Genomic DNA, 25,870 nt, shown 5'->3' on the forward strand with positions numbered 1-25,870 from the left:
GGTCATGTTATTTTTTTTCCTTACTAAGTGGTTCATTTATCCAAAGCGGTGTTCTTTTTTCAAAGAAAGCATTTAAGCCTTCCTGGCCTTCGGTTGATACTCTTATATTAGCAATACTTTTGCTGGTCATATTGATCAGGTCTTCATCTATTGTTTTGTTATTTACATCAAACGCGAGTTGTTTTGCTTGTTGAACGGCTTCCGGCCCATTATTTAAAATCGAATTTGTTAAACTTGTCACTGCATCATCAAGTAATGCAGGCTCAAATACTTCACTGACTAAACCTAAAAGTAGGGCTTTATCAGCTGAAAATCGCTCGGCAGTTTGAAAGTATCTTCTGCTTGCTCTTTCACCTATAGCATTAACGACATAAGGGCTAATAGTGGCAGGAATTAAACCTAATTTAACTTCGCTTAAACAAAAGCTGGCTTTGTTACTGGCAAATGCAATATCACAACAGCTTGCTAAACCCACAGCACCACCAAACGCAGCGCCTTGAATTTTAGCTATGGTTGTTTGTGGCATAAAGTTTAGCGCTTTAAGCATAAGGGCTAAGCCTTGCGCATCTTTAAAGTTTTCATCGTATGAATAACTCACCATACGCTTCATCCAACCTAAGTTTGCGCCAGCTGAAAAGCTTTTACCCGTTGACGCTAAGATCATGATTCTAATGTCTTCACGTTCTGTTATTTCTAAAAAAATATCAGTAAGGGTTGCAATAATGGTATCGTCAAAAGCATTATGGTTTTGAGGGCTGTTTAACGTTACTGTTGCTACGCCGTTAGTACTTACCGTAAACAAAACCAAAGATGAGTTATCATCTGTAGCTGTTTCGTTTGTTTTTGTATTTAAAATACTTGTTTTAGTGCTTGTCATAACAACCTCAATTACATTCTGAAAATACCAAATTTGGTGTCTTCAATCGGTTTGTTTAATGAGGCCGAAATAGCTAAGCCTAAGGTATCTCGAGTTTGTGCGGGATCAATAACACCGTCGTCCCATAATCGAGCTGATGCATAATAAGGATGACCTTGATGCTCGTAATTTTCTACAATAGGTTTTTTGAATTCAGCTTCGGCTTCAGCGCTCCACTCTTCACCTTTTAATTCTTTTTGATCACGCTTCACTTGTGCTAAAACACCGGCAGCTTGTTCTCCGCCCATTACTGAAATACGTGCATTTGGCCACATAAATAAGAAGCGTGGATCGTAGGCTCTACCACACATACCGTAGTTACCTGCACCAAAGCTTCCGCCAATTAATACGGTAAATTTAGGGACTTGAGCGGTAGCAACAGCCGTTACCATTTTAGCGCCATGCTTAGCAATGCCACCCGCTTCGTATTGTTTACCTACCATAAAGCCGGTGATGTTTTGTAAAAATACTAAAGGAATTTTTCTTTGCGAACACAGTTGAATAAAGTGAGCGCCTTTTTGGGCTGATTCACCAAATAAAATGCCGTTATTAGCGACAATACCTACAGGGTAGCCATAAATGCGGGCAAAACCACAAACCAGTGTTGTGCCATATAATGCTTTAAATTCGTCAAAGTTACTTGAGTCAACAATGCGTGCGATAATTTCTCTAATATCGAAAGGTTGACGTGAATCTTTTGGAATAATGCCGTAGATTTCTTCGGTGTTATAAGCTGGTGCTTGAACAGCTTCTATTTTAATTGATACGTCTTTAACGCGATTTAAATTAGCAACAGCGTTACGAGCAATATCTAGCGCGTGATTATCATTTTGCGCGAAATGATCAGCAACACCTGATGTTCTACAATGTACGTCTGCACCACCTAAGTCTTCAGCACTTACTATTTCACCTGTAGCAGCTTTTACGAGTGGCGGGCCTGCTAAGAAAATTGTACCTTGTTCTTTAACAATAATAGACTCGTCTGCCATTGCTGGAACATAAGCGCCACCAGCAGTACAAGAACCCATAACCACAGCAATTTGTGGAATAGCTTGTGCTGACATATTAGCTTGGTTAAAAAAGATACGACCAAAATGTTCTTTATCTGGAAATACATCGTCTTGATTGGGTAAGTTAGCACCACCAGAGTCAACAAGATAAATACAAGGTAAGTTGTTTTCTTGAGCGATAGTTTGCGCTCTTAAATGTTTTTTAACGGTAAGAGGGTAGTAAGTTCCACCTTTTACCGTGGCATCGTTAGCAACAATAATACACTCTTGTCCAGCGACACGGCCTATACCTGTGATAATACCTGCAGCAGGAATATCGTCGTCATACATTTTATACGCAGCTAATTGAGATAACTCTAAAAAAGGTGAGCCTGGATCGAGTAGGGCTTTTACACGATCTCGTGGTAACAACTTTCCACGAGATAAATGTTTTTCTCTACTTCTTTCACTACCGCCTAACTTAATGTTAGCAACTTTCTCTTTTAAGTCATCTACTTGCTTTTGCATATGAGCTGAGTTTTCGAGAAAGTCTGGGCTACGAGTATTTATTTTTGAAACTATTTTAGTCACGAAGAGCCACCTTGATTCTTTTTGTTATACCGATATTGAGCGTTGTATTCTATTCCTCCTAAATATAGGATTTAGGAGGTTGTTATTATTTTTTGAAGTAAACTGGTTATTTAGATTCAGCGAATAATTCGCGGCCAATCAACATTCTACGAATTTCAGAAGTACCAGCACCTATTTCATAAAGCTTAGCATCACGTAATAATCGTCCTGCTGGGAATTCGTTGATGTAACCATTACCGCCTAATAATTGAATAGCATCTAATGCCATTTTAGTTGCTAGTTCAGCTGAATAAAGGATAACGGCGGCAGCATCTTTACGGGTGGTTTCACCGCGGTCACATGCTTGAGCAACTGTATAGGCATAAGATTTAGCAGCATTCATTTGTGTATACATGTCTGCTACTTTGCCTTGTACCAGTTGAAATTCACCAATAGATTGACCGAATTGCTTTCGGTCATGGATGTAAGGGACCACTAAATCCATACACGCATCCATAATACCTAATGGGCCACCGCTTAACACAACACGCTCGTAATCAAGACCAGACATTAATACTCTAACGCCTTTGCCTTCTTCACCTAATATGTTTTCAGCAGGTACTTCACAATCCTCAAATACAAGTTCACACGTATTTGAACCACGCATACCTAGCTTGTCTAATTTTTGATGACGAGAAAACCCTGGGAAATCGCGTTCTACAATAAATGCTGTGATTCCTTTAGAGCCAGCGCTTGTGTCTGTTTTAGCGTAAATAACAAATACATTGGCATCTGGACCGTTGGTGATCCACATTTTGTTACCGTTAAGAATATACTTATCGCCTTTTTTATCGGCTCTAAGTTTCATACTCACAACGTCAGAACCTGCGTTAGGTTCTGACATAGCTAAAGCACCAATGTGTTCACCGCTACATAATTTAGGTAGGTATTTTAATTTTTGTTCATGACTTGCATTTTTACTTAATTGGTTAATACATAAGTTTGAACATGCGCCATAACTTAAGCCAACAGATGCTGAAGCTCTGCTGATTTCTTGCATCGCAACAATATGCTCTATGTAACCTAAACCAGAACCACCGTATTGTTCTTCAACCGTCATCCCTAATAAACCCATATCGCCAAACTTACGCCATAAGTCGTTTGGAAATTCGTTGTCGATATCAATTTGTGCTGCACGTGGCGCTATTTCGTCACGAGCAAAAGCATTAACTTGATCACGGATCATGTCTACCGTTTCACCAAGGTTAAAATTTAGAGAGGTAAAAGAAGAAATCATTTGCAGTTCCTTATTTGTATATTTACTTATACGTAATTATTTGTTGTTAATAATATTTGAAAGTGTTTTTTCACAGCTTTCTTCTAGGTTTTCTAATTCGTCTAGTACAATTTTTATGTCATCAAGCTGCTGCTTTAAATGCGCTTTTTTTTCTGAAATTATGCTCATCATTGTTTTTAATTGGGTAGCACTGGTTTTATCGTGGTCGTAAAGTTCAAAAATACGACCTGTTTCAGCCAAGGAAAACCCCAATCTTTTACCACGTAAAATAAGCTTTAAACGTACTCTGTCTCCTTGGCTATAAACTCTTGTTTGACCTTTACGTGTTGGAGATAGCAACCCCTGATCTTCGTAAAACCGTATAGTTCGCGTAGTAATATCAAACTCTTTTGATAAATCGCTAATTGAATACTTTTCAATTTTTTCTGAATTCATTTTGAACCTTTATGTTTTTATACCGTTTGGCATCGTTAAAATGATTGACAGATACGCTTGCGCTATATTCATTTTTAAATATTAGCGGAAGTTTACGTTAACGTCAACTTGGTGTATGATTTAATTTGTTAAATTAAAAATTCATACTATTGGTGATTAAATAAATTTAATAATGGATAGTTTTTTTTAAATACTCTGAAATGAGAAACTATATAAAATTAGTATAAATACAACTGTGAGGAATTAACATGTCTGCTGAAGATTATGTAGTAATAGCATCTGCTGTAAGAACTCCTATGGGTGGTTTTCAAGGAGGATTAGCAAGCGTCGAATCTCCTAAACTTGGTGCAACCGCGATCAGCGCAGCACTTGAGAAAGCTAACTTAGCGAATGACCAAATTGATGAAGTGATTATGGGCTGTGTTTTACCTGCTGGTCTAAAGCAAGCACCTGCTCGTCAAGCAGCTATTGGTGCCGGTTTAGCCTTATCTACTGTATGTACAACTATTAATAAAGTTTGCGGTTCAGGCATGAAAGCCGCTATGCAGGCACATGATGCTATTTTAGCAGGATCAATTAATGTAGCTATTGCTGGCGGTATGGAAAGCATGAGTAATGCACCTTATATGTTACCAAAAGCGAGAACAGGTATGCGTATGGGGCACGGTCAAGTGCTTGATCATATGATGTTAGACGGTTTAGAAAATGCTTATGACGGTATTTCTATGGGCTGTTTTGCTCAAGAAACGGCAGACGTGGCTAACTTTACTCGTGAAGATATGGATGCTTATGCAATACGTTCGTTGTCACGTGCAAATGCAGCTATTGAGTCTGGTGCTTTTAAAGAAGAAGTTGCAGCGGTTACTGTTCAATCACGTAAAGGTGATGTGATTTTTGATACTGATGAGCAGCCAGGTAATGCACGTCCTGATAAAATTCCTAGTTTACGTCCTGCTTTTAAGAAAGACGGAACGATTACTGCGGCAAACTCAAGCTCAATTTCTGATGGTGCCGCAGCACTTGTTTTAATGAAAAAGTCTGAAGCGGATAAGCGTGGTTTAAACCCTTTATGTAAAGTGGTTGCTCATGCTACACATGCGCAAGCCCCTGCAGAGTTTACTGTTGCTCCTGTTGGTGCGATGAATAAAGTATTAGCTAAAGCGGGTTGGACAACACAAGATGTTGATTTATACGAAATTAACGAAGCGTTTGCTATGGTGACTATGCTAGCCCTTAAAGAACTTTCTTTAGATGCTGAAAAAGTAAATGTTAACGGTGGTGCTTGCGCCTTAGGTCATCCATTAGGTGCTAGTGGTGCGCGTATTATGGTGACATTAATACATGCCTTGAAAAACAGAGGTTTATCTAAAGGTATAGCATCACTTTGTATTGGTGGTGGTGAAGCCACCGCTATTGCGTTAGAAATGTTATAAACAGACTCGAAAACAGCCGCTTTATTTTCTAATAAAGCGGCTGTTTTTTATGTTAGACCAATAAGTTAAAGTATTATTTCGAGTTTAGGTTAAATACTTTTTTAAATCCTCCTCAACAGGTTTTTCTTTCCATGAAGGCCTATTTTTTTGTTTACGTTTTAGTTTTTTAACTAGAGTGGTTCGTGCTCTAGTAAGTGCTATATTAACGGCTGAGCTCACAGAGTTTTGATTATCTGTTACCACAATATCAGGTATTCCTCCCGCATGAATAACAACGCGGCAAATTTTATCTTTACCCCCTTTAGGGCCATTTATATCGTTTACCGTAACGGTAATTTTTTGAATATTGTCACATATTTTATTAAACATACGGATTGCTTTTTGGCGAATACGTAATTTGCTTTCATTGTTTAATTCAATATTTAGCTCTGTAATCGTTAATTCCATTGTGCGCCTCTTTAATAAAAAGTAAAAAATAAAAAGTTAGATTAGGGCCTGTTTGATATTTTTACATCGTGATAGTGATTTTATGTGGAACGACCACACATCAATTACTATGCCTCGTATAAAAATCAAACAGACTGCTGCAAAAATATACCTGAAAGGTCAACAGACCCTAGTTACAAGGAAACTTGGTAATTAAGGTTTCTAGTAATACTTCTTTAAGTGAAATATCAGCGAGTTTTTCAATGTTTATTGATTTAGCTATAGTTGAAGCAATTTTTTTTCTATCATATTCAATAGGAATACAAAATTGATAAGTTGCATCAGATTTTAATCCTGAAGGGGCTGTAAATACGCGTGTTTGAAAAGCGCGTTTTAAAAAGTCGCTCTGTGGTTCCGATTGTTTTTTTATCATTGCTTTAGGTTGCACAGCAGCATATTCAGACAATAATGAAGAATCTATAAAACCATCGATATATAACTTACATGGGTTTATTTCACTTTTATCTTTCCCTTGTTGATATGCTGAACATGACTGAATAATGTCTGACTTAAAGTCAGCAAACGAAATGTTTGGAGATATAATTAAGGCAACAGCAGTTATATTAAGCAGTAGATGTTTTAGTTTTTTCATTGCTTTCTCCTAAGTTGTTAAGTAATTTTTTTGATGAGTGTTTAATTAACCATGCGCCAGTAAAGGCTGAAATTAATGAGCCTACAAGTACGCCCACTTTGACTTGGGTTTGATAAGCCAGACCTTGCTCTTCGAAGGCTAAAGACCCGATAAATAAACTCATAGTAAAACCAACGCCACATAATAAGCACACGCCGTATAGTTGAGTCCAAGTTGCATCTTTAGGTAATTTACACAGCTTTAATTTGATAGCGATAAAGCAGGCTGTAAAAATTCCAAGTTGTTTACCAATGAATAATCCTCCAATAATACCAACAGAAATAGGAGTAAATAATTCATCAACTGAAGCGTCGGTGAGTCCTACTCCTGCATTAGCAAAAGCAAAAAGAGGTAAAACAAAAAATGCAATCCAAGGCTGTAAACCATGTTCTATTTGGTACGACATGGATTGTGCTTTGTCACGTGCTATAGGAATAAACCAAGCAACAGCAAAGCCTGCCAAAGTAGCATGAACGCCAGATTTTAATACTGCTGCCCAAACAATAATTGATACCAATATGAAGGGGGTTTTATTTTCTAACTTCAATCGATTAAAAATTAATAAAGTTGCCAAACCAACAATAGCGACAACTAACGTGTTTGGAGCGAGATCTTGTGAATAAAAAATAGCGATAATTATTACCGCGCCAATATCGTCAATAATAGCTACAGATAATAGAAACAGTTTTAAACTTGGTGGTAGGTGTTTACCAAATAAAATAAATATACCCAGAGCGAAAGCTATGTCTGTGGCCGAAGGAATTGCCCAGCCGTTCATTGCTACAGCGTCTTGATAGTTAAAAGCTACATAAATTAAGGCAGGAAAGATAATACCTGCGATAGCGGCTAGAAATGGTAAAACAATTTGATCGGGTCGAGATAATTGTCCGTAAAATAATTCACGTTTAATCTCTAAACCTACTACAAAAAAGAAAATAGCCATTAATCCATCGTTTACCCAAAGTACTAAGGGTTTACTGATTGAAAATGTGCCGAGGGTGATGCTAACGGGAAATTCTAAAAAATCATTGTAGCTCGCACTAAAAATACTATTTGCCATAACCAAAGCAAGTGCGGCGGCAATAACTAAAATAATACCTGAGCTAGCATCTGTTTGTATAAATTGCTTCCATTGTAGGACAAGTTTATTTTCTGACATAGATACTCCTTTTTAGTTACCAGTAATAGTTATAAAGAAATAAAAGTAACAATAAAAGTCGTATAAAGTTGCGATGTACTCAATAATAAGTTGATAATAATGGTGTGTTATAAAAGTATATGTTTTTGTGAATTATCCTCCATAAAGGAAAGGTTATGGCTAAACTTAACTATCATCATTTGTACTATTTTCAAACTATTGCAACACACGGAAGTATTGCTAAAGCCTCTAGTGCTATACATATTACGCCACAAGCGTTAAGTGCTCAGTTAAGCTTATTGGAAGAGCAATTAGGGTATCCGTTATTCGAACGTAAAGGTAAACGCTTGGTTTTAAATGATATAGGCCATGTGACGTTAAGCTACGCTCAAGAAATATTTAGTTTAGGTGATGAATTACTTAATTCATTAAAAAACCATTCCACCGACTTTACTTATCGGTTTTCTATCGGAGTAACCGATGTTATAGCTAAAGTATTTTCATTTAATTTTTTGAAGGCTATTTATACTACTGATGAGTCGATAAAATTAGTTTGTAAGGAAACAAGCCTTGAAGTGCTACTAGGAGAACTTGCTACTAACAAATTAGATGCGGTATTAAGTGATACTTCTTTACCGCCTTATTCTCCTTTAAAAGCATATAGTCATTTAGTGGGGAAGTGTGGTTTAAGCTTTTTTGCGCATGAGAGTTTAGCTAAAAAGCTTATAGAAAACTTTCCTCAATCACTTAACGGTACGCCATTTTTTACTGCAGGTGAAGGCTCTAATCAGCGTTTGAGTGTGTTGTCTTGGTTCGAACAATTAAATATCTCACCTGTAATTATTGGTGAATTTGATGACTCTATTTTAGCACACTATTTTGGTCAAGCAGGGTATGGTGTATTCTGTGCGCCAACGATTATTGATAAACACGTGATGGAACAGTTTGATGTTAAATTAATTGGTAGAACAACAGATATTACTGAACATTATTATCTTATTTCGCCTGAGAGAAAAGTGAAGCATCCCGCGGTACAACTGCTTTTAAAAGAAGGGAAAAAATTATTTGAACAGCCAATAACCTAAGTTGAGGTATTGGCTGTATATTGAGTTAGTTATGGCTAACTCAATATTTTAGGGTATATGTTAACTAATTATATTTTCACCACGATTTTCTTTTTGATGAATAGTTACAGGCCAGCCAGGATATTGATTATCTGCTTTGCCATTAGTAACATCAACTAAAAACTTATACGCGTCTAAGGTGTAAGTGAGCTTTTCTGTGTCAAAGGTAATAAAGCCAAAACCACTGCCTTTTTCGTGCGCGTGTACATACCTATTGTCAGAGCGTCCCACTTCAGGGTTACCTACAGCATATATGTACATTTTATTACCAAAAGTATCTAAATACTCACCCGTTTGAGCAAGAGCATGGGCGGGTCTATTTTTGTAGGGTATATCAGCTGTGTCAGGGTTCCACCAACGAGGCCAGCCCACCGATATTGCAGGAGTACAGAAAGCCCAATTACTGTCACGTTGTTTATTAACACCATATTGAGTTAAGCTACCTAAATGTGTGTCGCCACAAATATGTAACGCCATAGAAGGTCGCATTATATCTATCGCTTTATTACGTGCAGATGCTGGAAAACCGCTAGAATCGAAATCATATTTTAAGTAACGATCAGGTTTCGGCTGATGTGTGGCAATACCCGCAAATACCGTTTGGCTTAACACCGCTTTAAGTTTACATGCATTCCAATCTTTGCCCCATTTTTCAAGAAAATCTTCTTGGCGTTTACCCAATAGATCTAATCCTGGAGGGTTATAAGCAGGGTTGATAAATAGTGGATCTTCATCCTGTCCTGTTACGCCTACTTCGACATTGATACTTTCTGGGGCGCTTTTCCATTGCCTATCAGCAAGAATAGCAAAGCTAACACTACCGTAAACTAAGTCTCCATAATACGAACTAATTCCGTTAGTAGGTGTTGGGTCATATGGATCAGGGTGATGTCCAACATTAGTTCGGTGAACCGTATTTACGACTCTAGGAGATTGAATATATCCGCCCAAAATACTTGCGCCAAAGTCTCTTTCTGGGTTTTTCATTGTGGCGCCACCTTCCCCCCACAAGTTACCTTGTAATACATCGTGATCATCAGGTAAACATACTGTTGGGCTGTTGCGCATTACGTCTCTAAAAGCCCAACCAAATTGGTAGAATTTTCGTAAATAATTAAGAATAGATTTATTATCAGGACTTCTAATATAACCAAAGCCACCATGGCTTTCATAGAGTTGATCGCCAGAGAAAAACACAAGATCAGGTTCAAGTTTAGCTACATTATCTGCAACTGGTTGATAGGGGAATCCAATGTCATTTTGGCAAGTCAATGCTGCCATGCGTAATTTAGGACCACTAGGATTAGCCTTTATATTTCCTGTCCAAGTATCAGGCGTTTCTGAGCCATCTTTGTGCTTTTCGATATAAACAATTCTATAAGGGGTGTCTTGGGTTTCATCCCAGTTAGCTATTCTAAACGTAGCAATCCAACCATCGCTATTTAACGTTTCTGTACCCAGCGATAGCCATTTGTTATCTCGTTTAACTTGTAGTTCCAACGTTTGGTTATCTTTATCGCCTAAAGGCCCTGTGTACGCACTGATTTTCATTACGTAACCTTCAGTGCTACGGGAATTACTGAGTGTATACATACTCCATAAAATAGGACCAAACTTTTGCTCATCGGTTACTGAAAATGCTTCACCTTGTAAAGACCATTGACTAAAACTGTAACGACAGCCTTGATTTTTTATGGGGGTTGGATTTGTAGTGACAGAGGCAATTGAAAAATTACTCACTAATGCAACATTACCCAATAATTTTTCTGAAGGTACTAAATGGGTTAGTTCACCTATAATTTTATTTGAAGCCATATCTTTAGCGACTAATTTTAATGACATAGCCTCTAATTGTGGGGAGCCATGAAGGTGAATAGATATATTTTTGTTAGCAATATCTATAGCTAATGGTGCTTCTTTATCACCAAGTACTAAATTGTTATTTAGTACACCACAATCATAACCTTCTTGAATAAAACAATTGCTTTTGTATTCATTTAAGTCGCTACGTGCACCTAAACGGATACCTGCGCCACCATCTTTTGTATTTTGTTCTAATCGCTTTAAGTTAACTGAAATGTTAAATTCGCTATTAACGTTGGTTAACTGATGCGTTAAAGAGTGGATACTTCTATTACCACCTTTGCTTAAACATTGTGCTTCACCATTTTTAACTTGCCAGTCTTCCATTGGATTAGCCCAAAACTCTCCGCCTAGCCAAACCCTATCATGAGTTTTTTGCCATTTATCTTGTGTTGCTATTGTGCCTGTTTTTACTGCGGTATTGGCTGTTTTTGTGTTAGTGCTAACGCAACCACTTACACCACTTGCAACTACACCTGCTGCAACAAACTTAAGAGCCGATCGCCTAGATAGTTTTTTGTCCATAGCTAATTCTTCTTTCTGTTAATTGTTGACAATATATTCACATTAAATATGAAAAAATTCAATTCATATATATTTGTTTTGTTGTTAAATGGATGGTTTTTGTGGGGATATATTGTTTAATGTATATAGATAATAAATATAGATAATAAATATATGTAGATAAATAATCTTTTTGTAAGCAATGGTTAATTTCTTGTTTTTACAGAAAGAGTCCCAATATTATTTGACTACAAAGTTATACACGCTTCATTGTTAAATTAATGAGATTAATAACCCTTAATAGTAAGGAATACACTTGTTTTTTGAAGGTTCTGAGAAGAAAGTAGAAGTGATCATTAAAAACTCTTCGTTTTCATTAATTGATGATGTGACAGATGAGTTTTGGCTTGAATTAGTTAAAAGAGCTAACGCTAAAATTCTTTCTTGTATTCAAAATAAGTGCTGTAAGGCTTTTATTCTTTCTGAGTCGAGTCTATTTGTATGGCATGATCGTTTTGTTATTTTAACTTGTGGGGTTACTCATTTAGTTAATTCAGTTGAATATTTTATTCAAGAACAAGGTGTTGAGTGTATTGAATACTTAACTTATCAACGAAAAAACGAGTATTATTCTCATGCTCAGCCCAGTTGCTTTGGCGACGATATAAAAGTATTGAATAAATATATTAAAGGTAATGCATTAAGGTTTGGTGAAATGGATAGCCATCATACTTTTTTGTTTTATAAACAGGGTGAACACAGAGTTCAGAATAAATCTTATGAATTATTGGCTTATCAAATTAGCGATCAAGTGTCTGAAAAATTCATCAATCCTAATATTACCGTCCAAGAAATAAGAAAATTTTTACAGTTAGATAAATTACTACCAGACTTCCTTATTGATGATCATATATTTGATCCTTATGGTTATTCTGTTAATGCTATTAAAGATGACAAATATTTAACTATTCATGTAACGCCACAAGCTGAAAGTAGCTATGTGAGTGTTGAGTCAAATATCAATTTAATTGAACTGTCTCCTCTTATTTTAGAGGTGCTTGAACCTAAGTCTTTTGATTTACTGAGTTTTAATGAAGTAGAGTTTAAACCATTAATTAAACAGTATATTAATAGTCAATATGTGAGTAAATCTTTAGTTGAACAACAGTTAAAAAATGGCTGCAATGTACACTTTGCTAATTATGTTTTACCTCAGCATAATTTTATAACTGCTACCGTGTTTGATTTGTTAGAAGAGCATAATGAATTGTAATCTTGTTTAGCTATGTCTTGATTCTCTATATTGTTTAGGGGATATACCAATTACTTTTTTAAATAAGCGTGAAAAGTAATAGGGGTCTGTATAACCTAATGCTTCACCAATACTTTTAATATTCTTTTCAGAGTTATCTAAATAAAAACATGCCCTTTGAATTTTCATATTAATAAAATGTTGTATAGGTGAACTATCGGTGAGCTCTTTAAATTTTTTCAAAAAATGAAATTTAGATAGCTGACTATGATGGGCTAAGGCATCTAAACTAAGCTCTTGATGTAAATTATTCTGCATTAGCGTTTCTACATCATTTAAATTAAAAGAGGAATTATTGTTAAAAGACGTAAGTCTTAATTGCAGTGCTAAAAAGCTTAATGATTGTTGTAAAACATGAACGGCATGAATAACGTTAGTGGCGGTATATCCTCTGCTGCCTAACTCAAGTAATTCATCAAAATCGTTAGATATATTAGTTAATGCGCCAACATGAGCGACACCATCATCCATCTTCATTAATAATCTTTGCGCAAAGTAATCAGCTAAACAGCCATCAAAGTTAATCCAAAACAATGCGTTTTTGTGTGCTATTTTTATGTTTTTTTTATTTTCTATTTGTAATTTATATTCAAATGCTTCATTTGGAGAAATAACAACAAGATCACCACGTTTTAACTTTCTTACTTTATTTTTATAATGCAATACTCCATGATCGGTTAATGAATAAATGAGCCAATGGCTACTGGTTCGCTTTTGTTGTATTTGATAAAAATTATTTTGAGATTTTCCAAGAGATATAGGGTACATGCCTTCTGTTAATGGGTGTACTTTCAGTTTATCTAATAAAAATATAGGAATAATTAGCCTAATATCATTCAAGTTTTTTTTTAGTTCAACCTTCCTTTGTTTACCTATAAGCGCGTTACTCATTTTATATTGCCTATTTGAAACTAATAACAATATAGTCCATCAAAATAACAATAAAATCAATTTTAGCGCCTTATTTAGTATGTTTAAATTTTATTATCAAAATAAAAATAGCAATAACGTACTAATTATTAAGTTGGAATATGTACTAACTTTAGGTCTTTGCTTCGTGCATTGTGCATCTTTCAGCTAAGTAGGGTGAGATATTTAAATGAATACTGAACGATACCAATTAAAAAATAAGATAAGAATTGTAACAGCAGCTTCATTATTTGATGGGCACGATGCAGCGATTAATATTATGCGTCGAATTTTACAATCAAGTGGTGCTGAAGTTATTCATTTAGGACATGACCGTAGCGTTGAAGAAGTGGTTAATACGGCAATACAAGAAGATGCTAATGCTATTGCTATGACCTCATACCAAGGTGGTCATAACGAATACTTTAAATATATGTACGACCTATTAAAAGAACGTGGGTGTGAACATATAAAAATCGTTGGCGGTGGTGGTGGTGTAATACTGCCTGACGAAATAAAAATGCTACATGATTATGGAATTACTCGTATTTATTCTCCTGACGACGGCCGTGAGCTTGGCCTTTTAGGGATGATTGATGACATGCTTGAGCGTTGCGACTTTAAAACAGGCATGAATGTGAAAAAAGATGATGTAGCCAATTTAAAGAAAAACGACAAACAAGCCATTGCTCGTTTAATTTCAGCTGCCGAAAATGCACCAGAAGAAAATAAAGCGGCTTTAGACAAAATTCGTAAAATAGCGGCGACTGGTACTACACCAGTTTTAGGTATTACTGGCACGGGTGGAGCAGGTAAATCATCATTAGTTGATGAACTTATTCGTCGATTTTTAATGGCAACTAACGATAGTAAAATCGCTATTGTGTCAGTTGATCCGTCAAAACGTAAAACAGGTGGTGCTTTGTTAGGCGACCGTATTCGTATGAATGCGGTTAATAACGATCGTGTTTATATGCGCTCACTAGCGACTCGTCAATCAAACCTTGCATTATCTGTTTATGTAAACGATACATTAGAGATCCTGAAAGCGACAGATTTTGATTTAATTATTTTAGAAACCTCAGGTATTGGTCAGTCAGATACTGAAATTGAAGAACATTCAGACGTTTCTTTATATGTAATGACACCTGAATACGGCGCAGCAACGCAGTTAGAAAAAATAGACATGCTTGATTTTGCTGACATCATCGCATTAAATAAATTTGATAAACGTGGTGCTTTAGACGCACTTCGTGATGTAAAAAAACAATATAAGCGTAACCGTGGCATGTTTGAAGCCGGCGATGAGGAGGTTCCTGTTTATGGCACTATAGCATCGCAGTTTAATGACCGTGGTATGACTGAACTTTATAATGCGGTAATTACCGCTTTAAATGATAAAGCAGGGTTAGTTGTTGGTGATATCTTGCCAATTGAAGGCACATTAGCTAATAAAAGTAGTGTTATTCCGGGTAACCGTATTCGTTATTTATCTGAAATATCAGAAAATAATCGTAGTTATGACGCTTGGGTAGAAAAACAATCACAAGTTGCGCAAAAGCTTTACGGTATTCATAAAGCGATTGAAACAGCAAAAGAAACAGAAACAGAGGTTTCTGAGCAGTTAGTTATGCAACTTGAAACTTTATATAGCAAAGTTGAGTTGGATCTTGATCCAAAAAACAAACTGTTACTTGAAGAGTGGCAAACTAAAGTTCAACGTTATAAAGACCCTGAGTTCAAATTTAAAGTACGCGATAAAGAATTATCAATTCAAACCCATTCTAAATCACTATCTAATTCTGACATTCCTAAAATCAGTATGCCTAAGTACCAAGGGTGGGGCGACATTCTAAAATGGAGCTTACAAGAAAACGTACCGGGTGAATTTCCATACACTGCGGGTTTATTTCCATTCAAGCGTGAAGGTGAAGATCCAACACGTATGTTCGCAGGTGAAGGTGGTCCAGAAAGAACTAACCGTCGCTTTCATTATGTATCAAAAGGTATGCCGGCAAAACGTTTATCAACGGCATTTGATTCTGTAACTTTGTACGGTAATGATCCTGCTATACGCCCAGATATTTACGGTAAAATAGGTAACGCTGGGGTTTCAATTTGTTGTCTTGATGATGCAAAAAAACTGTATTCAGGTTTTGATTTAGCCCATGCAATGACTTCCGTTTCTATGACCATCAATGGTCCTGCACCTATGTTATTAGGCTTTTTCCTAAACGCCGCCATTGATCAACAGTGTGAACGTTACATTACTGAGCAAGGTTTAGAAAAAGAAACTCAAGCGTTAATTAAAAAAATATATAAAGACAAAGGCTGCGAACGCCCAAGTTACCAAGGGGATTTACCCGAAGGTAATAATGGCTTAGGTTTAATGTTGTTAGGTATTACGGGTGACCAAGTATTGCCTCCTGCTATTTATCAAGAAATAAAAGCAAAAACCTTAACCTTAGTACGAGGAACCGTACAAGCCGATATTCTTAAAGAAGATCAAGCGCAAAATACCTGTATTTTCTCAACAGAATTTGCACTACGTTTAATGGGGGATGTGCAAGAATACTTTATTGAAAAAGGCGTTCGTAACTTCTACTCAGTGTCTATTTCTGGTTATCATATTGCAGAAGCTGGTGCTAACCCGATAACACAATTAGCATTAACGTTAGCCAACGGCTTTACCTTTGTTGAATACTACTTAAGCCGCGGTATGGATATTAACGAATTTGGTCCTAACTTATCATTCTTCTTCTCTAACGGTATTGACCCAGAATACGCAGTAATTGGTCGTGTAGCTCGTCGTATTTGGTCAAAAGCCATGAAAAATAAATATGGCGCTAATCCTCGTGCGCAAATGTTAAAGTATCATATTCAAACATCGGGTCGTTCATTACATGCGCAAGAAATTGATTTCAATGATATTCGTACTACATTACAGGCGTTATATGCAATAAATGATAATTGTAATTCATTACATACTAATGCTTATGATGAAGCTATCACAACTCCAACGGAAGATAGTGTTCGTCGTGCTATGGCTATTCAATTGATTATTAACCGTGAATTAGGACTATCGAAAAATGAGAATCCAATTCAAGGTGCCTTTATTATTGAAGAACTTACAGACTTAGTTGAAGAAGCGGTATTAACTGAATTTGATCGTATTAACGAGCGTGGTGGTGTACTAGGTGCAATGGAAACCATGTACCAACGTGGAAAAATTCAAGAAGAAAGCTTGCATTACGAACACTTAAAACATTCAGGCGAATACCCTATTATTGGAGTAAATACCTTCTTAAGCTCTAAAGGTTCACCAACAGTGGTACCTGATGAAGTTATTCGTGCAACCGAAGAAGAAAAGAATTATCAAATTGAAATGTTAGCAACACTACAAAAAGTCAATAAAGACCAAGCGCAAGTATTGTTGAAAAAACTGCAAACTGCAGCTATTAATCATGAAAATATTTTCGAGTTAATGATGGATGCGTGTAAAGTTTGTTCGTTAGGGCAAATAGTAAGCTCCTTATTTGAAGCTGGCGGTCAATACCGGAGAAATATGTAGTTAATATTCGGTAAATAAATAGCTCAAACCATTAGGGTCTGTTGACCTTTTAGGTATGTTTTTGCAGCAATCTGTTTGATTTTTATACGAGGCATAGTGATTGATGTGTGGTCGTTCCACATAAAATCACTATAACGATGTAGAAATATCAAACAGGCGCTGCCCAAGGGTACATTTAAAAGCGATTTATTCTTCGTTAAACCTTTTTTACATAGATGACTATGTGACAAAATGTTTGCCTTGACTAAAACGCTTTTAAATTGAACAAAAATCATACTCGAAAGATCAACAGGCCCTATAGTTAAGGTAATAGATTTAGGGCTATTAATAAAAGAGAATGAATAAATGAATTCAGTTATTTTTAAAGAGTTTACTTGTCGTCATAATCAAAAAATAGGCATTGCTGAGCTTAATAACCCTAAAGCTTTAAATGCCCTAAATCTTGATATGATCAGATTATTGCATACACAGTTAAAATCTTGGCAGAATGATAAGGATGTTAGTGCCGTTTTATTACAAAGTACTAGCGAAAAAGCATTCTGTGCGGGCGGCGATATTGTAAGCTTATATAACGATATAAAAATAGGCCAACATAACAAAGCACCTTTAGATGATAAAAAGTTAACGCAAAGCTTGTCATCAGATTTTTTTAAAGAAGAATATGCCTTAGATTTATATATTCACGAATATTCAAAACCCATTATTGTTTGGGGTAATGGATTTGTTATTGGTGGTGGATTAGGTCTATTTGCTGGAGCTAGCCATAGAGTTGTTACTGAAAATACACTAATGGCGATGCCTGAAGTTGCTATAGGCTTATACCCTGAAGTTGGTGCAAGCTGGTTTTTAAATAAAATGCCTCATAATATTGGAGAATTTTTAGCTATTACAGGGGCTTTTTTTAACGCAAGTGACGCACAATATTTAGGTTTGTCTAACTTTTCTATTAAACATAGCTATAAAAAAGAAGTCATTGACGTTTTATGTGAAATTGACTGGTCAGAAGGTGAAGACTCTTATAACCAAGTAGATAACGCACTAAACACTTTTGACAAGTTGTCTACTGCTGATATTCCTGAATCATTAATTAAACCTAATCAAGCTGTGATTGCTGATTTAATGAATCTTAATAATATAAACGATATTGCAACTAGCTTAAGTAATACTCAATATAACAATAAATGGCTAAAAGAAGCTCAAGTTAAATTTAATAACGCGAGTGTATTAAGTTCTGCTATTGCATACCAACAACTACAACGCACAAAAACATATTCTAAGGCTCAATGCTTTGAAGCTGAACTGAACTTATCTCGAAGATGTTGTCAGCATAAAGAATTAGAAGAAGGCATAAGAGCTCAATTGATTGATAAAGACAAAAATCCTCAATGGACATATAAACATTGTAAAGAGATAGAACCCGAAGTGATGACGTGGTTCTTTTCTCCTATTAATAGTACTGATTAAGGAATTTACATGAATTTACAAGATAAAGTTATCGTTATAACCGGTGGCGGACAAGGTTTAGGCCGTTCAATGGCTGTATATTTAGCAACTTACGGTGCGAAGTTAGCTTTAATAGATTTAAACGAAGAGTTATTAGCTGAAACCGTCAAGTTAGTTGAAAAGGCAGGTTCAACAGCAAAATACTATTTAGCTAACGTAACCTCTGAATCTGAAGTCGAAAATACTTTTACTCAAATTAATACCGATTTTAATGGTTTTGATGGCTTAATTAATAATGCAGGAATATTACGCGACGGTATGTTTGTAAAAGCTAAAGATGGAGTTGTTACTAAGAAAATGTCTTTAGAGCAATTTCAATCAGTTATTGATGTAAACCTAACAGGTGTGTTTTTATGTGGTCGTGAAGCCACTGTTCACATGATTGAGCAAAAGCGTAAAGGCGTTATTATTAATATGTCGTCTATCGCTCGTGGTGGAAACATGGGGCAAACTAACTATGCAGCATCTAAAGCTGGCGTAGTGGCAATGACAATAACATGGGCAAGAGAACTTGGCAGACATGGCATTCGTGTAGGAGCAATCGCACCAGGCGTTATTCGTACAGCAATGACAGATGCAATGAAACCTGAAATGCGTGACCGTTTAGAAAAAATGAAACCAGTAGGGCGCCTAGGCGAAGCTGATGAAATAGCCCATACCGTGAAATACATTTTTGAAAATGAATTCTTTACAGGTAGAGTTGTTGAGATTGATGGTGGTCTTTGTATGTAATTATCCTTACAGGTAATGAATGCAGTAACGAAAGAAAAGATGAGTTTTACTCGTCTTTTTTGCTATTTAAAGGTTAAATAACCATAAGTTAATATTTACTAAATGTATTTATATGAAAAAAGCATTATTTTTAGACCGAGATGGCATCATTAATGTTGATCACGGATATGTATATAAAATTGAAGAATTTGAATTTATGCCAAAGATCTTTGATTTATGTAAGCTAGCTGTTGAAAAAGGTTATCTTATTATTGTTATTACTAATCAATCAGGGATTGGACGAGGTAAATATACAGAGTTAGATTTTGAAAAACTAACAAAGTGGATGAATGAACAATTCTCTATTAATAGCATTTATATAACAGACGTTTTTTATTGTCCCCATCATCCAGAAAAAGCGATAGGTCATTACTTGAAAACCTGTGATTGTAGAAAACCTGCTCCAGGTTTAATTAATCAAGCTGTAAGCAAATATCAAATAGATGTTACTCAAAGTATATTTATTGGCGATAAGCAATCAGATATCGAGGCTGCAACGTCTGCAGGAATACAAAAGAAAGTTTTATTTTCTCATGTTCATTCACAAAGTCAGAAGTTAGATACCATTTACACTGACGATTTGGATAAAATAAGAACGATTTTTGTATGATTTGTTTGTTAATCAAACAACTTTAAATTAATTTAAAGTTTTTTCAAAATAAGTGTTGACGTCACCTCAAAAATCTCTAAAATGCGCTCCACTTCTTCAGGGAAACCCAGAGAAGGTAAGTATAGGAAATACTTAGTTCACTTAATAAGGATAACGAAGTGAGAGTTTTGATAGGTTTAGTTAGGCTTAATTGACGAATTAAACGAAAGATAACTTTTAAAATCTTTTAAAAAGAATTTCAAAAAGTTGTTGACATCAAAACTGAGACGCGTAGAATGCGCATCTCACTTCAGGCAAGGCCTGCAGCACAAGAGCTTAACGAATGCGATTAACCTCTTGCTTCTTTTATAAAAAGAAGCCTTTCTTTAAAAATTAGTTATCATGCAATTTGTGTGAACACTCACATTAAGATTGATTTTACATAGTCGGTTTTATGTGTTAGGTAGTTTACTACTTAATAAATAGAAAAGACGTAAAACAGCTTATGTTGATGTCACACAAAAAAGTATAATTTGATTTATCAAATTGTACGTTTTATGTAGTTACTGACTTCGGTTGGTAACACGACAGAATTCATTGAGCAGCATCGCAAGATGCACAAACGATTTATAATTGAAGAGTTTGATCATGGCTCAGATTGAACGCTGGCGGCAGGCTTAACACATGCAAGTCGAGCGGAAACGAGGATAGCTTGCTATTCGGCGTCGAGCGGCGGACGGGTGAGTAATGCTTGGGAATATGCCTAATGGTGGGGGACAACAGTTGGAAACGACTGCTAATACCGCATAATGTCTACGGACCAAAGGAGGGGATTCTTCGGAACCTTTCGCCATTTGATTAGCCCAAGTGAGATTAGCTAGTTGGTAAGGTAAAGGCTTACCAAGGCGACGATCTCTAGCTGGTTTGAGAGGATGATCAGCCACACTGGGACTGAGACACGGCCCAGACTCCTACGGGAGGCAGCAGTGGGGAATATTGCACAATGGGCGAAAGCCTGATGCAGCCATGCCGCGTGTGTGAAGAAGGCCTTCGGGTTGTAAAGCACTTTCAGCGAGGAGGAAAGGGTGTAGACTAATACTCTGCATCTGTGACGTTACTCGCAGAAGAAGCACCGGCTAACTTCGTGCCAGCAGCCGCGGTAATACGAGGGGTGCAAGCGTTAATCGGAATTACTGGGCGTAAAGCGTGCGTAGGTGGTTTGTTAAGCAAGATGTGAAAGCCCCGGGCTCAACCTGGGAACTGCATTTTGAACTGGCAAGCTAGAGTATTGTAGAGGGTAGTGGAATTTCCAGTGTAGCGGTGAAATGCGTAGAGATTGGAAGGAACATCAGTGGCGAAGGCGGCTACCTGGACAAATACTGACACTGAGGCACGAAAGCGTGGGGAGCAAACAGGATTAGATACCCTGGTAGTCCACGCCGTAAACGATGTCAACTAGCCGTCTGTAGACTTGATCTGTGGGTGGCGTAGCTAACGCGCTAAGTTGACCGCCTGGGGAGTACGGCCGCAAGGTTAAAACTCAAATGAATTGACGGGGGCCCGCACAAGCGGTGGAGCATGTGGTTTAATTCGATGCAACGCGAAGAACCTTACCATCCCTTGACATCCAGAGAAGAGACTAGAGATAGACTTGTGCCTTCGGGAACTCTGTGACAGGTGCTGCATGGCTGTCGTCAGCTCGTGTTGTGAAATGTTGGGTTAAGTCCCGCAACGAGCGCAACCCCTATCCTTATTTGCTAGCGCGTAATGGCGAGAACTCTAAGGAGACTGCCGGTGATAAACCGGAGGAAGGTGGGGACGACGTCAAGTCATCATGGCCCTTACGGGATGGGCTACACACGTGCTACAATGGCAAGTACAGAGGGCAGCAATACCGCGAGGTGGAGCGAATCCCACAAAGCTTGTCGTAGTCCGGATTGGAGTCTGCAACTCGACTCCATGAAGTCGGAATCGCTAGTAATCGTAGATCAGAATGCTACGGTGAATACGTTCCCGGGCCTTGTACACACCGCCCGTCACACCATGGGAGTGGGTTGCAAAAGAAGTGGCTAGTTTAACCTTCGGGAGGACGGTCACCACTTTGTGATTCATGACTGGGGTGAAGTCGTAACAAGGTAACCCTAGGGGAACCTGGGGTTGGATCACCTCCTTATCTTGAAGTAAAACGTTTTAATGGGAATAGCTGTAAAGCTATTTCAGAGTGTTCACACAAATTGCCTGATAACAAAAAAGAAGAAGTCCAACATCTAGCTTTGGATTCTATACAATAGGTCTGTAGCTCAGCTGGTTAGAGCGCACCCCTGATAAGGGTGAGGTCGGCAGTTCAAGTCTGCCCAGACCTACCAATTTAAATTTCTACTGCGTTATTTAACAAAGCGTTTAAAGAAGATTAAACGTCATCATTAAAGGCCTTGTGAAAATGTAAATTACAGTAGGATACTTCTTCAAAGAAAGAATAGAGACCAAATTTAACGTATCTCAACGTTTAACGAGATAGTTTAGATTTGGTTTTTTACCGGAAACGTTCCGTACGTTTCTCGGATTTTCCTCCATCCGTGGAGGTCAAACCAAAATTTTAGCCGAATGCGTGCTGAGATTAAGTTCTTTAACAATCTGGAAAGCTGATATAAATACCGGTATTTATATAGCACTCAACAGTGTCGCGCTGTTGTTTGTAACGTATAAATACCAAGCTATTGTTACTTCTTTTATCGGGAAGTGATGATGGTGGTCATGTTTCCTCCTCGGAAATGTGATCAACCCGATAACAAGCTTCTTATTTATAAGGAACTGTTATCAACTCTTATTCAAGACACACAATGTGTGCGTGAAAATGTCAGACTTTACAATTGCTGTGGTTTAGTCACCACGGTGTACTTAATATTCTTTCGAGACTATTTAGGGTTGTATGGTTAAGTGACTAAGCGTATGTGGTGGATGCCTTGGCAGTTAGAGGCGATGAAGGACGTGTTAATCTGCGAAAAGCTTTGGTGAGGTGATAAAAACCGTTACAGCCAAAGATATCCGAATGGGGAAACCCACCCGTCGTAAGGCGGGTATCGCTACCTGAATACATAGGGTAGCGAGGCGAACCGGGAGAACTGAAACATCTAAGTACCCCGAGGAAAAGAAATCAACCGAGATTTCGTTAGTAGCGGCGAGCGAACGCGAATTAGCCCTTAAGTGGTTTGTAAGTTAGTGGAATCTACTGGAAAGTAGAGCGATACAGGGTGATAGCCCCGTACACGAAAATAAACTTACCATGAAATCGAGTAGGTCGGCACACGTGAAACGTTGACTGAACATGGGGGGACCATCCTCCAAGGCTAAATACTCCTAACTGACCGATAGTGAACCAGTACCGTGAGGGAAAGGCGAAAAGAACCCCTGTGAGGGGAGTGAAATAGAACCTGAAACCGCATACGTACAAGCAGTGGGAGCCCGATTTAGTCGGGTGACTGCGTACCTTTTGTATAATGGGTCAGCGACTTATATTTTGTAGCAAGGTTAACCGAATAGGGGAGCCGTAGCGAAAGCGAGTGTTAACTGCGCGTTTAGTTGCAAGGTATAGACCCGAAACCCGGCGATCTACCCATGGGCAGGTTGAAGGTTGAGTAACATCAACTGGAGGACCGAACACACGTATGTTGAAAAATGCGGTGATGACTTGTGGGTCGGAGTGAAAGGCTAATCAAGCCGGGAGATAGCTGGTTCTCCCCGAAATCTATTTAGGTAGAGCCTCGCACGAACACCATTGGGGGTAGAGCACTGTTAAGGCTAGGGGGTCATCCCGACTTACCAACCCTTTGCAAACTCCGAATACCAATGAGTGATATGCGGGAGACACACTGCGGGTGCTAACGTCCGTTGTGAAGAGGGAAACAACCCAGACCGCCAGCTAAGGTCCCAAAGTACTAGTTAAGTGGGAAACGATGTGGAAAGGCATAGACAGCTAGGAGGTTGGCTTAGAAGCAGCCATCCTTTAAAGAAAGCGTAATAGCTCACTAGTCGAGTCGGTCTGCGCGGAAGATGTAACGGGGCTAAACTAGTCACCGAAGCTGCGGATTTGAACTTAGGTTCAAGTGGTAGGGGAGCGTTCTGTAAGCCGTTGAAGGTGTGTTGTAAAGCATGCTGGAGGTATCAGAAGTGCGAATGCTGACATGAGTAACGATAAGGGGAGTGAAAAACTCCCCCGCCGAAAGACCAAGGTTTCCTGTCCCATGTTAATCAGGGCAGGGTAAGTCGGCCCCTAAGGCGAGGCGGAAACGCGTAGTCGATGGGAAACAGATTAATATTTCTGTACTTCTATATATTGCGAAGGAGGGACGGAGTAGGCTAGGTGAGCACGGCGTTGGTAGTCCGTGTGAAAGACTGTAGGTGGGTGACTTAGGTAAATCCGGGTTGCTGTTAACACTGAGAGTCGAGACGAGTCTCTACGGAGATGAAGTCATTGATGCCATGCTTCCAGGAAAAGCTTCTAAGCTTCAGATATATAGGAACCGTACCCCAAACCGACACAGGTGGTTAGGTAGAGAATACTAAGGCGCTTGAGAGAACTCGGGTGAAGGAACTAGGCAAAATAGTACCGTAACTTCGGGAGAAGGTACGCTCTCTGGTGTGAATCCCTTGCGGAGTAAGCACAGGAGAGTCGAAGTAACCAGGTGGCTGGAACTGTTTATTAAAAACACAGCACTGTGCAAAATCGAAAGATGACGTATACGGTGTGACGCCTGCCCGGTGCCGGAAGGTTAATTGATTGGGTTAGCTCTGCGAAGCTCATGATCGAAGCCCCGGTAAACGGCGGCCGTAACTATAACGGTCCTAAGGTAGCGAAATTCCTTGTCGGGTAAGTTCCGACCTGCACGAATGGCGTAATCATGGCCACACTGTCTCCACCCGAGACTCAGTGAAATTGAAATTGCGGTTAAGATGCCGTATACCCGCGGCTAGACGGAAAGACCCCGTGAACCTTTACTATAGCTTGACAGTGAACATTGCTCCTACATGTGTAGGATAGGTGGGAGGCTTTGAAGATGCGTCGCCAGATGTGTTGGAGCCAACCTTGAAATACCACCCTTGTATGCGTGATGTTCTAACCTAGGGCCCTAATCGGGCTTGGGGACACTGTCTGGTGGGTAGTTTGACTGGGGCGGTCTCCTCCCAAAGAGTAACGGAGGAGCACGAAGGTTGGCTAAGTACGGTCGGACATCGTACGGTTAGTGCAATGGCATAAGCCAGCTTAACTGCGAGACAGACACGTCGAGCAGGTACGAAAGTAGGTCATAGTGATCCGGTGGTTCTGTATGGAAGGGCCATCGCTCAACGGATAAAAGGTACTCCGGGGATAACAGGCTGATACCGCCCAAGAGTTCATATCGACGGCGGTGTTTGGCACCTCGATGTCGGCTCATCACATCCTGGGGCTGAAGTCGGTCCCAAGGGTATGGCTGTTCGCCATTTAAAGTGGTACGCGAGCTGGGTTTAGAACGTCGTGAGACAGTTCGGTCCCTATCTGCCGTGGGCGTTTGAGAATTGAAGAGGGCTGCTCCTAGTACGAGAGGACCGGAGTGGACGAACCGCTGGTGTTCGGGTTGTTATGCCAATAGCATTGCCCGGTAGCTACGTTCGGAACTGATAACCGCTGAAAGCATCTAAGCGGGAAACAGGCTTTGAGATGAGTTCTCACTGGAGCTTTAAGCTCCCTAAAGGGTCGTTGGAGACTACAACGTTGATAGGTCAGGTGTGTAAGGGTTGTGAGGCCTTGAGCTAACTGATACTAATTGCCCGTGAGGCTTAACCATACAACAC

The 25,870-nt window shown here is 38.5% G+C and carries 16 protein-coding genes, 1 tRNA gene and 2 rRNA genes; 10 read left to right on the forward strand and 9 right to left on the reverse strand.

Annotated features, from left to right (window positions below):
• Positions 1-7: 7 nt before the first annotated feature.
• From ACM9HF_RS00730 to ACM9HF_RS00745, 4 genes are all read right to left on the reverse strand, one after another.
• Entirely contained in the window at positions 8-877 is an 870-nt protein-coding gene (locus ACM9HF_RS00730; RefSeq protein ID WP_473613602.1) for an enoyl-CoA hydratase/isomerase family protein, read from the reverse strand.
• 11 nt (positions 878-888) lie between these two features.
• Complete coding sequence (locus tag ACM9HF_RS00735) at positions 889-2,496, reverse strand: carboxyl transferase domain-containing protein (RefSeq protein WP_473613603.1); 1,608 nt, start codon at positions 2,494-2,496, stop codon at positions 889-891.
• A 106-nt stretch (positions 2,497-2,602) separates the two neighbouring features.
• Complete coding sequence (locus tag ACM9HF_RS00740) at positions 2,603-3,772, reverse strand: isovaleryl-CoA dehydrogenase (protein WP_076418743.1); 1,170 nt, start codon at positions 3,770-3,772, stop codon at positions 2,603-2,605.
• Positions 3,773-3,808: 36 nt separating this feature from the next.
• Positions 3,809-4,207: a MerR family transcriptional regulator gene (locus ACM9HF_RS00745; protein WP_473613605.1), complete on the reverse strand. Its 399-nt coding sequence runs from the start codon at positions 4,205-4,207 to the stop codon at positions 3,809-3,811.
• 248 nt (positions 4,208-4,455) lie between these two features.
• Here ACM9HF_RS00745 and ACM9HF_RS00750 point away from each other — a divergent pair, with 248 nt between their 5' ends.
• Entirely contained in the window at positions 4,456-5,640 is a 1,185-nt protein-coding gene (locus ACM9HF_RS00750; protein ID WP_473613606.1) for an acetyl-CoA C-acyltransferase, read from the forward strand.
• An 84-nt stretch (positions 5,641-5,724) separates the two neighbouring features.
• Here ACM9HF_RS00750 and ACM9HF_RS00755 read toward each other — a convergent pair whose 3' ends face one another.
• From ACM9HF_RS00755 to nhaA, 3 genes are all read right to left on the reverse strand, one after another.
• A complete protein-coding gene (locus ACM9HF_RS00755) occupies positions 5,725-6,087 on the reverse strand; it encodes a hypothetical protein (RefSeq protein WP_473613608.1) in 363 nt (120 codons plus the stop codon).
• A 169-nt stretch (positions 6,088-6,256) separates the two neighbouring features.
• Positions 6,257-6,718, reverse strand: a complete 462-nt coding sequence (locus ACM9HF_RS00760) for a hypothetical protein (RefSeq protein ID WP_473613611.1) — start codon at positions 6,716-6,718, stop codon at positions 6,257-6,259.
• Complete coding sequence (nhaA, locus tag ACM9HF_RS00765) at positions 6,690-7,916, reverse strand: Na+/H+ antiporter NhaA (RefSeq protein ID WP_473613613.1); 1,227 nt, start codon at positions 7,914-7,916, stop codon at positions 6,690-6,692. Before nhaA ends, ACM9HF_RS00760 begins: the two co-directional genes overlap by 29 nt.
• 155 nt (positions 7,917-8,071) lie before the next feature.
• On the opposite strand from nhaA, the gene nhaR reads away from it, so the two are divergent.
• Complete coding sequence (nhaR, locus tag ACM9HF_RS00770; RefSeq protein ID WP_473613616.1) at positions 8,072-8,980, forward strand: transcriptional activator NhaR; 909 nt, start codon at positions 8,072-8,074, stop codon at positions 8,978-8,980.
• 60 nt (positions 8,981-9,040) lie between these two features.
• Here the strand turns inward: nhaR and ACM9HF_RS00775 are convergent, their stop codons facing one another.
• Entirely contained in the window at positions 9,041-11,407 is a 2,367-nt protein-coding gene (locus tag ACM9HF_RS00775; RefSeq protein WP_473613618.1) for an alkaline phosphatase D family protein, read from the reverse strand.
• A gap of 295 nt (positions 11,408-11,702) precedes the next feature.
• Here ACM9HF_RS00775 and ACM9HF_RS00780 point away from each other — a divergent pair, with 295 nt between their 5' ends.
• Positions 11,703-12,659 (forward strand): adenosylmethionine decarboxylase, encoded by a 957-nt coding sequence (locus tag ACM9HF_RS00780; protein ID WP_473613619.1) that lies wholly within the window; start codon positions 11,703-11,705, stop codon positions 12,657-12,659.
• Between the two features lie 6 nt (positions 12,660-12,665).
• Here the strand turns inward: ACM9HF_RS00780 and ACM9HF_RS00785 are convergent, their stop codons facing one another.
• Entirely contained in the window at positions 12,666-13,589 is a 924-nt protein-coding gene (locus ACM9HF_RS00785) for an AraC family transcriptional regulator (protein ID WP_473613621.1), read from the reverse strand.
• A gap of 208 nt (positions 13,590-13,797) precedes the next feature.
• Here ACM9HF_RS00785 and ACM9HF_RS00790 point away from each other — a divergent pair, with 208 nt between their 5' ends.
• The 7 genes from ACM9HF_RS00790 to ACM9HF_RS00820 all read left to right on the forward strand — a co-directional run bounded on the left by ACM9HF_RS00790 (position 13,798) and on the right by ACM9HF_RS00820 (position 25,863).
• A complete protein-coding gene (locus tag ACM9HF_RS00790; RefSeq protein WP_473613622.1) occupies positions 13,798-17,178 on the forward strand; it encodes a methylmalonyl-CoA mutase family protein in 3,381 nt (1,126 codons plus the stop codon).
• 345 nt (positions 17,179-17,523) lie between these two features.
• On the forward strand, positions 17,524-18,642 hold the full coding sequence (locus tag ACM9HF_RS00795; protein WP_473613623.1) for an enoyl-CoA hydratase/isomerase family protein: 1,119 nt from the start codon (positions 17,524-17,526) through the stop codon (positions 18,640-18,642).
• A 9-nt stretch (positions 18,643-18,651) separates the two neighbouring features.
• On the forward strand, positions 18,652-19,413 hold the full coding sequence (locus tag ACM9HF_RS00800) for an SDR family oxidoreductase (protein WP_473613625.1): 762 nt from the start codon (positions 18,652-18,654) through the stop codon (positions 19,411-19,413).
• A gap of 112 nt (positions 19,414-19,525) precedes the next feature.
• Entirely contained in the window at positions 19,526-20,062 is a 537-nt protein-coding gene (gmhB, locus tag ACM9HF_RS00805; protein WP_473613627.1) for a D-glycero-beta-D-manno-heptose 1,7-bisphosphate 7-phosphatase, read from the forward strand.
• A gap of 609 nt (positions 20,063-20,671) precedes the next feature.
• A 16S ribosomal RNA gene (locus ACM9HF_RS00810) occupies positions 20,672-22,214 on the forward strand.
• Positions 22,215-22,330: 116 nt separating this feature from the next.
• Positions 22,331-22,407 (forward strand) — tRNA-Ile (locus ACM9HF_RS00815).
• Positions 22,408-22,972: 565 nt separating this feature from the next.
• Positions 22,973-25,863, forward strand: a 23S ribosomal RNA gene (locus ACM9HF_RS00820).
• The 16S and 23S rRNA genes sit together here with 1 tRNA gene alongside, the layout of an rRNA operon.
• Positions 25,864-25,870 lie beyond the last annotated feature (7 nt).

It is taken from the genome of Colwellia sp. RE-S-Sl-9, from assembly GCF_048296855.1.
GTDB lineage: Bacteria > Pseudomonadota > Gammaproteobacteria > Enterobacterales > Alteromonadaceae > Pseudocolwellia.

Excerpts from the sequence above, each read along its gene's own strand:
- ACM9HF_RS00730 (WP_473613602.1), bottom strand. The coding sequence starts at position 877 with ATGACAAGCACTAAAACAAGTATTTTAAATACAAAAACAAACGAAACA.
- ACM9HF_RS00740 (WP_076418743.1), bottom strand. The coding sequence starts at position 3,772 with ATGATTTCTTCTTTTACCTCTCTAAATTTTAACCTTGGTGAAACGGTA.
- ACM9HF_RS00745 (WP_473613605.1), bottom strand. The coding sequence starts at position 4,207 with ATGAATTCAGAAAAAATTGAAAAGTATTCAATTAGCGATTTATCAAAA.
- ACM9HF_RS00750 (WP_473613606.1), top strand. The coding sequence starts at position 4,456 with ATGTCTGCTGAAGATTATGTAGTAATAGCATCTGCTGTAAGAACTCCT.
- ACM9HF_RS00755 (WP_473613608.1), bottom strand. The coding sequence starts at position 6,087 with ATGGAATTAACGATTACAGAGCTAAATATTGAATTAAACAATGAAAGC.
- ACM9HF_RS00760 (WP_473613611.1), bottom strand. The coding sequence starts at position 6,718 with ATGAAAAAACTAAAACATCTACTGCTTAATATAACTGCTGTTGCCTTA.
- nhaA (WP_473613613.1), bottom strand. The coding sequence starts at position 7,916 with ATGTCAGAAAATAAACTTGTCCTACAATGGAAGCAATTTATACAAACA.
- nhaR (WP_473613616.1), top strand. The coding sequence starts at position 8,072 with ATGGCTAAACTTAACTATCATCATTTGTACTATTTTCAAACTATTGCA.
- ACM9HF_RS00775 (WP_473613618.1), bottom strand. The coding sequence starts at position 11,407 with ATGGACAAAAAACTATCTAGGCGATCGGCTCTTAAGTTTGTTGCAGCA.
- ACM9HF_RS00785 (WP_473613621.1), bottom strand. The coding sequence starts at position 13,589 with ATGAGTAACGCGCTTATAGGTAAACAAAGGAAGGTTGAACTAAAAAAA.
- ACM9HF_RS00790 (WP_473613622.1), top strand. The coding sequence starts at position 13,798 with ATGAATACTGAACGATACCAATTAAAAAATAAGATAAGAATTGTAACA.
- ACM9HF_RS00795 (WP_473613623.1), top strand. The coding sequence starts at position 17,524 with ATGAATTCAGTTATTTTTAAAGAGTTTACTTGTCGTCATAATCAAAAA.
- ACM9HF_RS00800 (WP_473613625.1), top strand. The coding sequence starts at position 18,652 with ATGAATTTACAAGATAAAGTTATCGTTATAACCGGTGGCGGACAAGGT.
- gmhB (WP_473613627.1), top strand. The coding sequence starts at position 19,526 with ATGAAAAAAGCATTATTTTTAGACCGAGATGGCATCATTAATGTTGAT.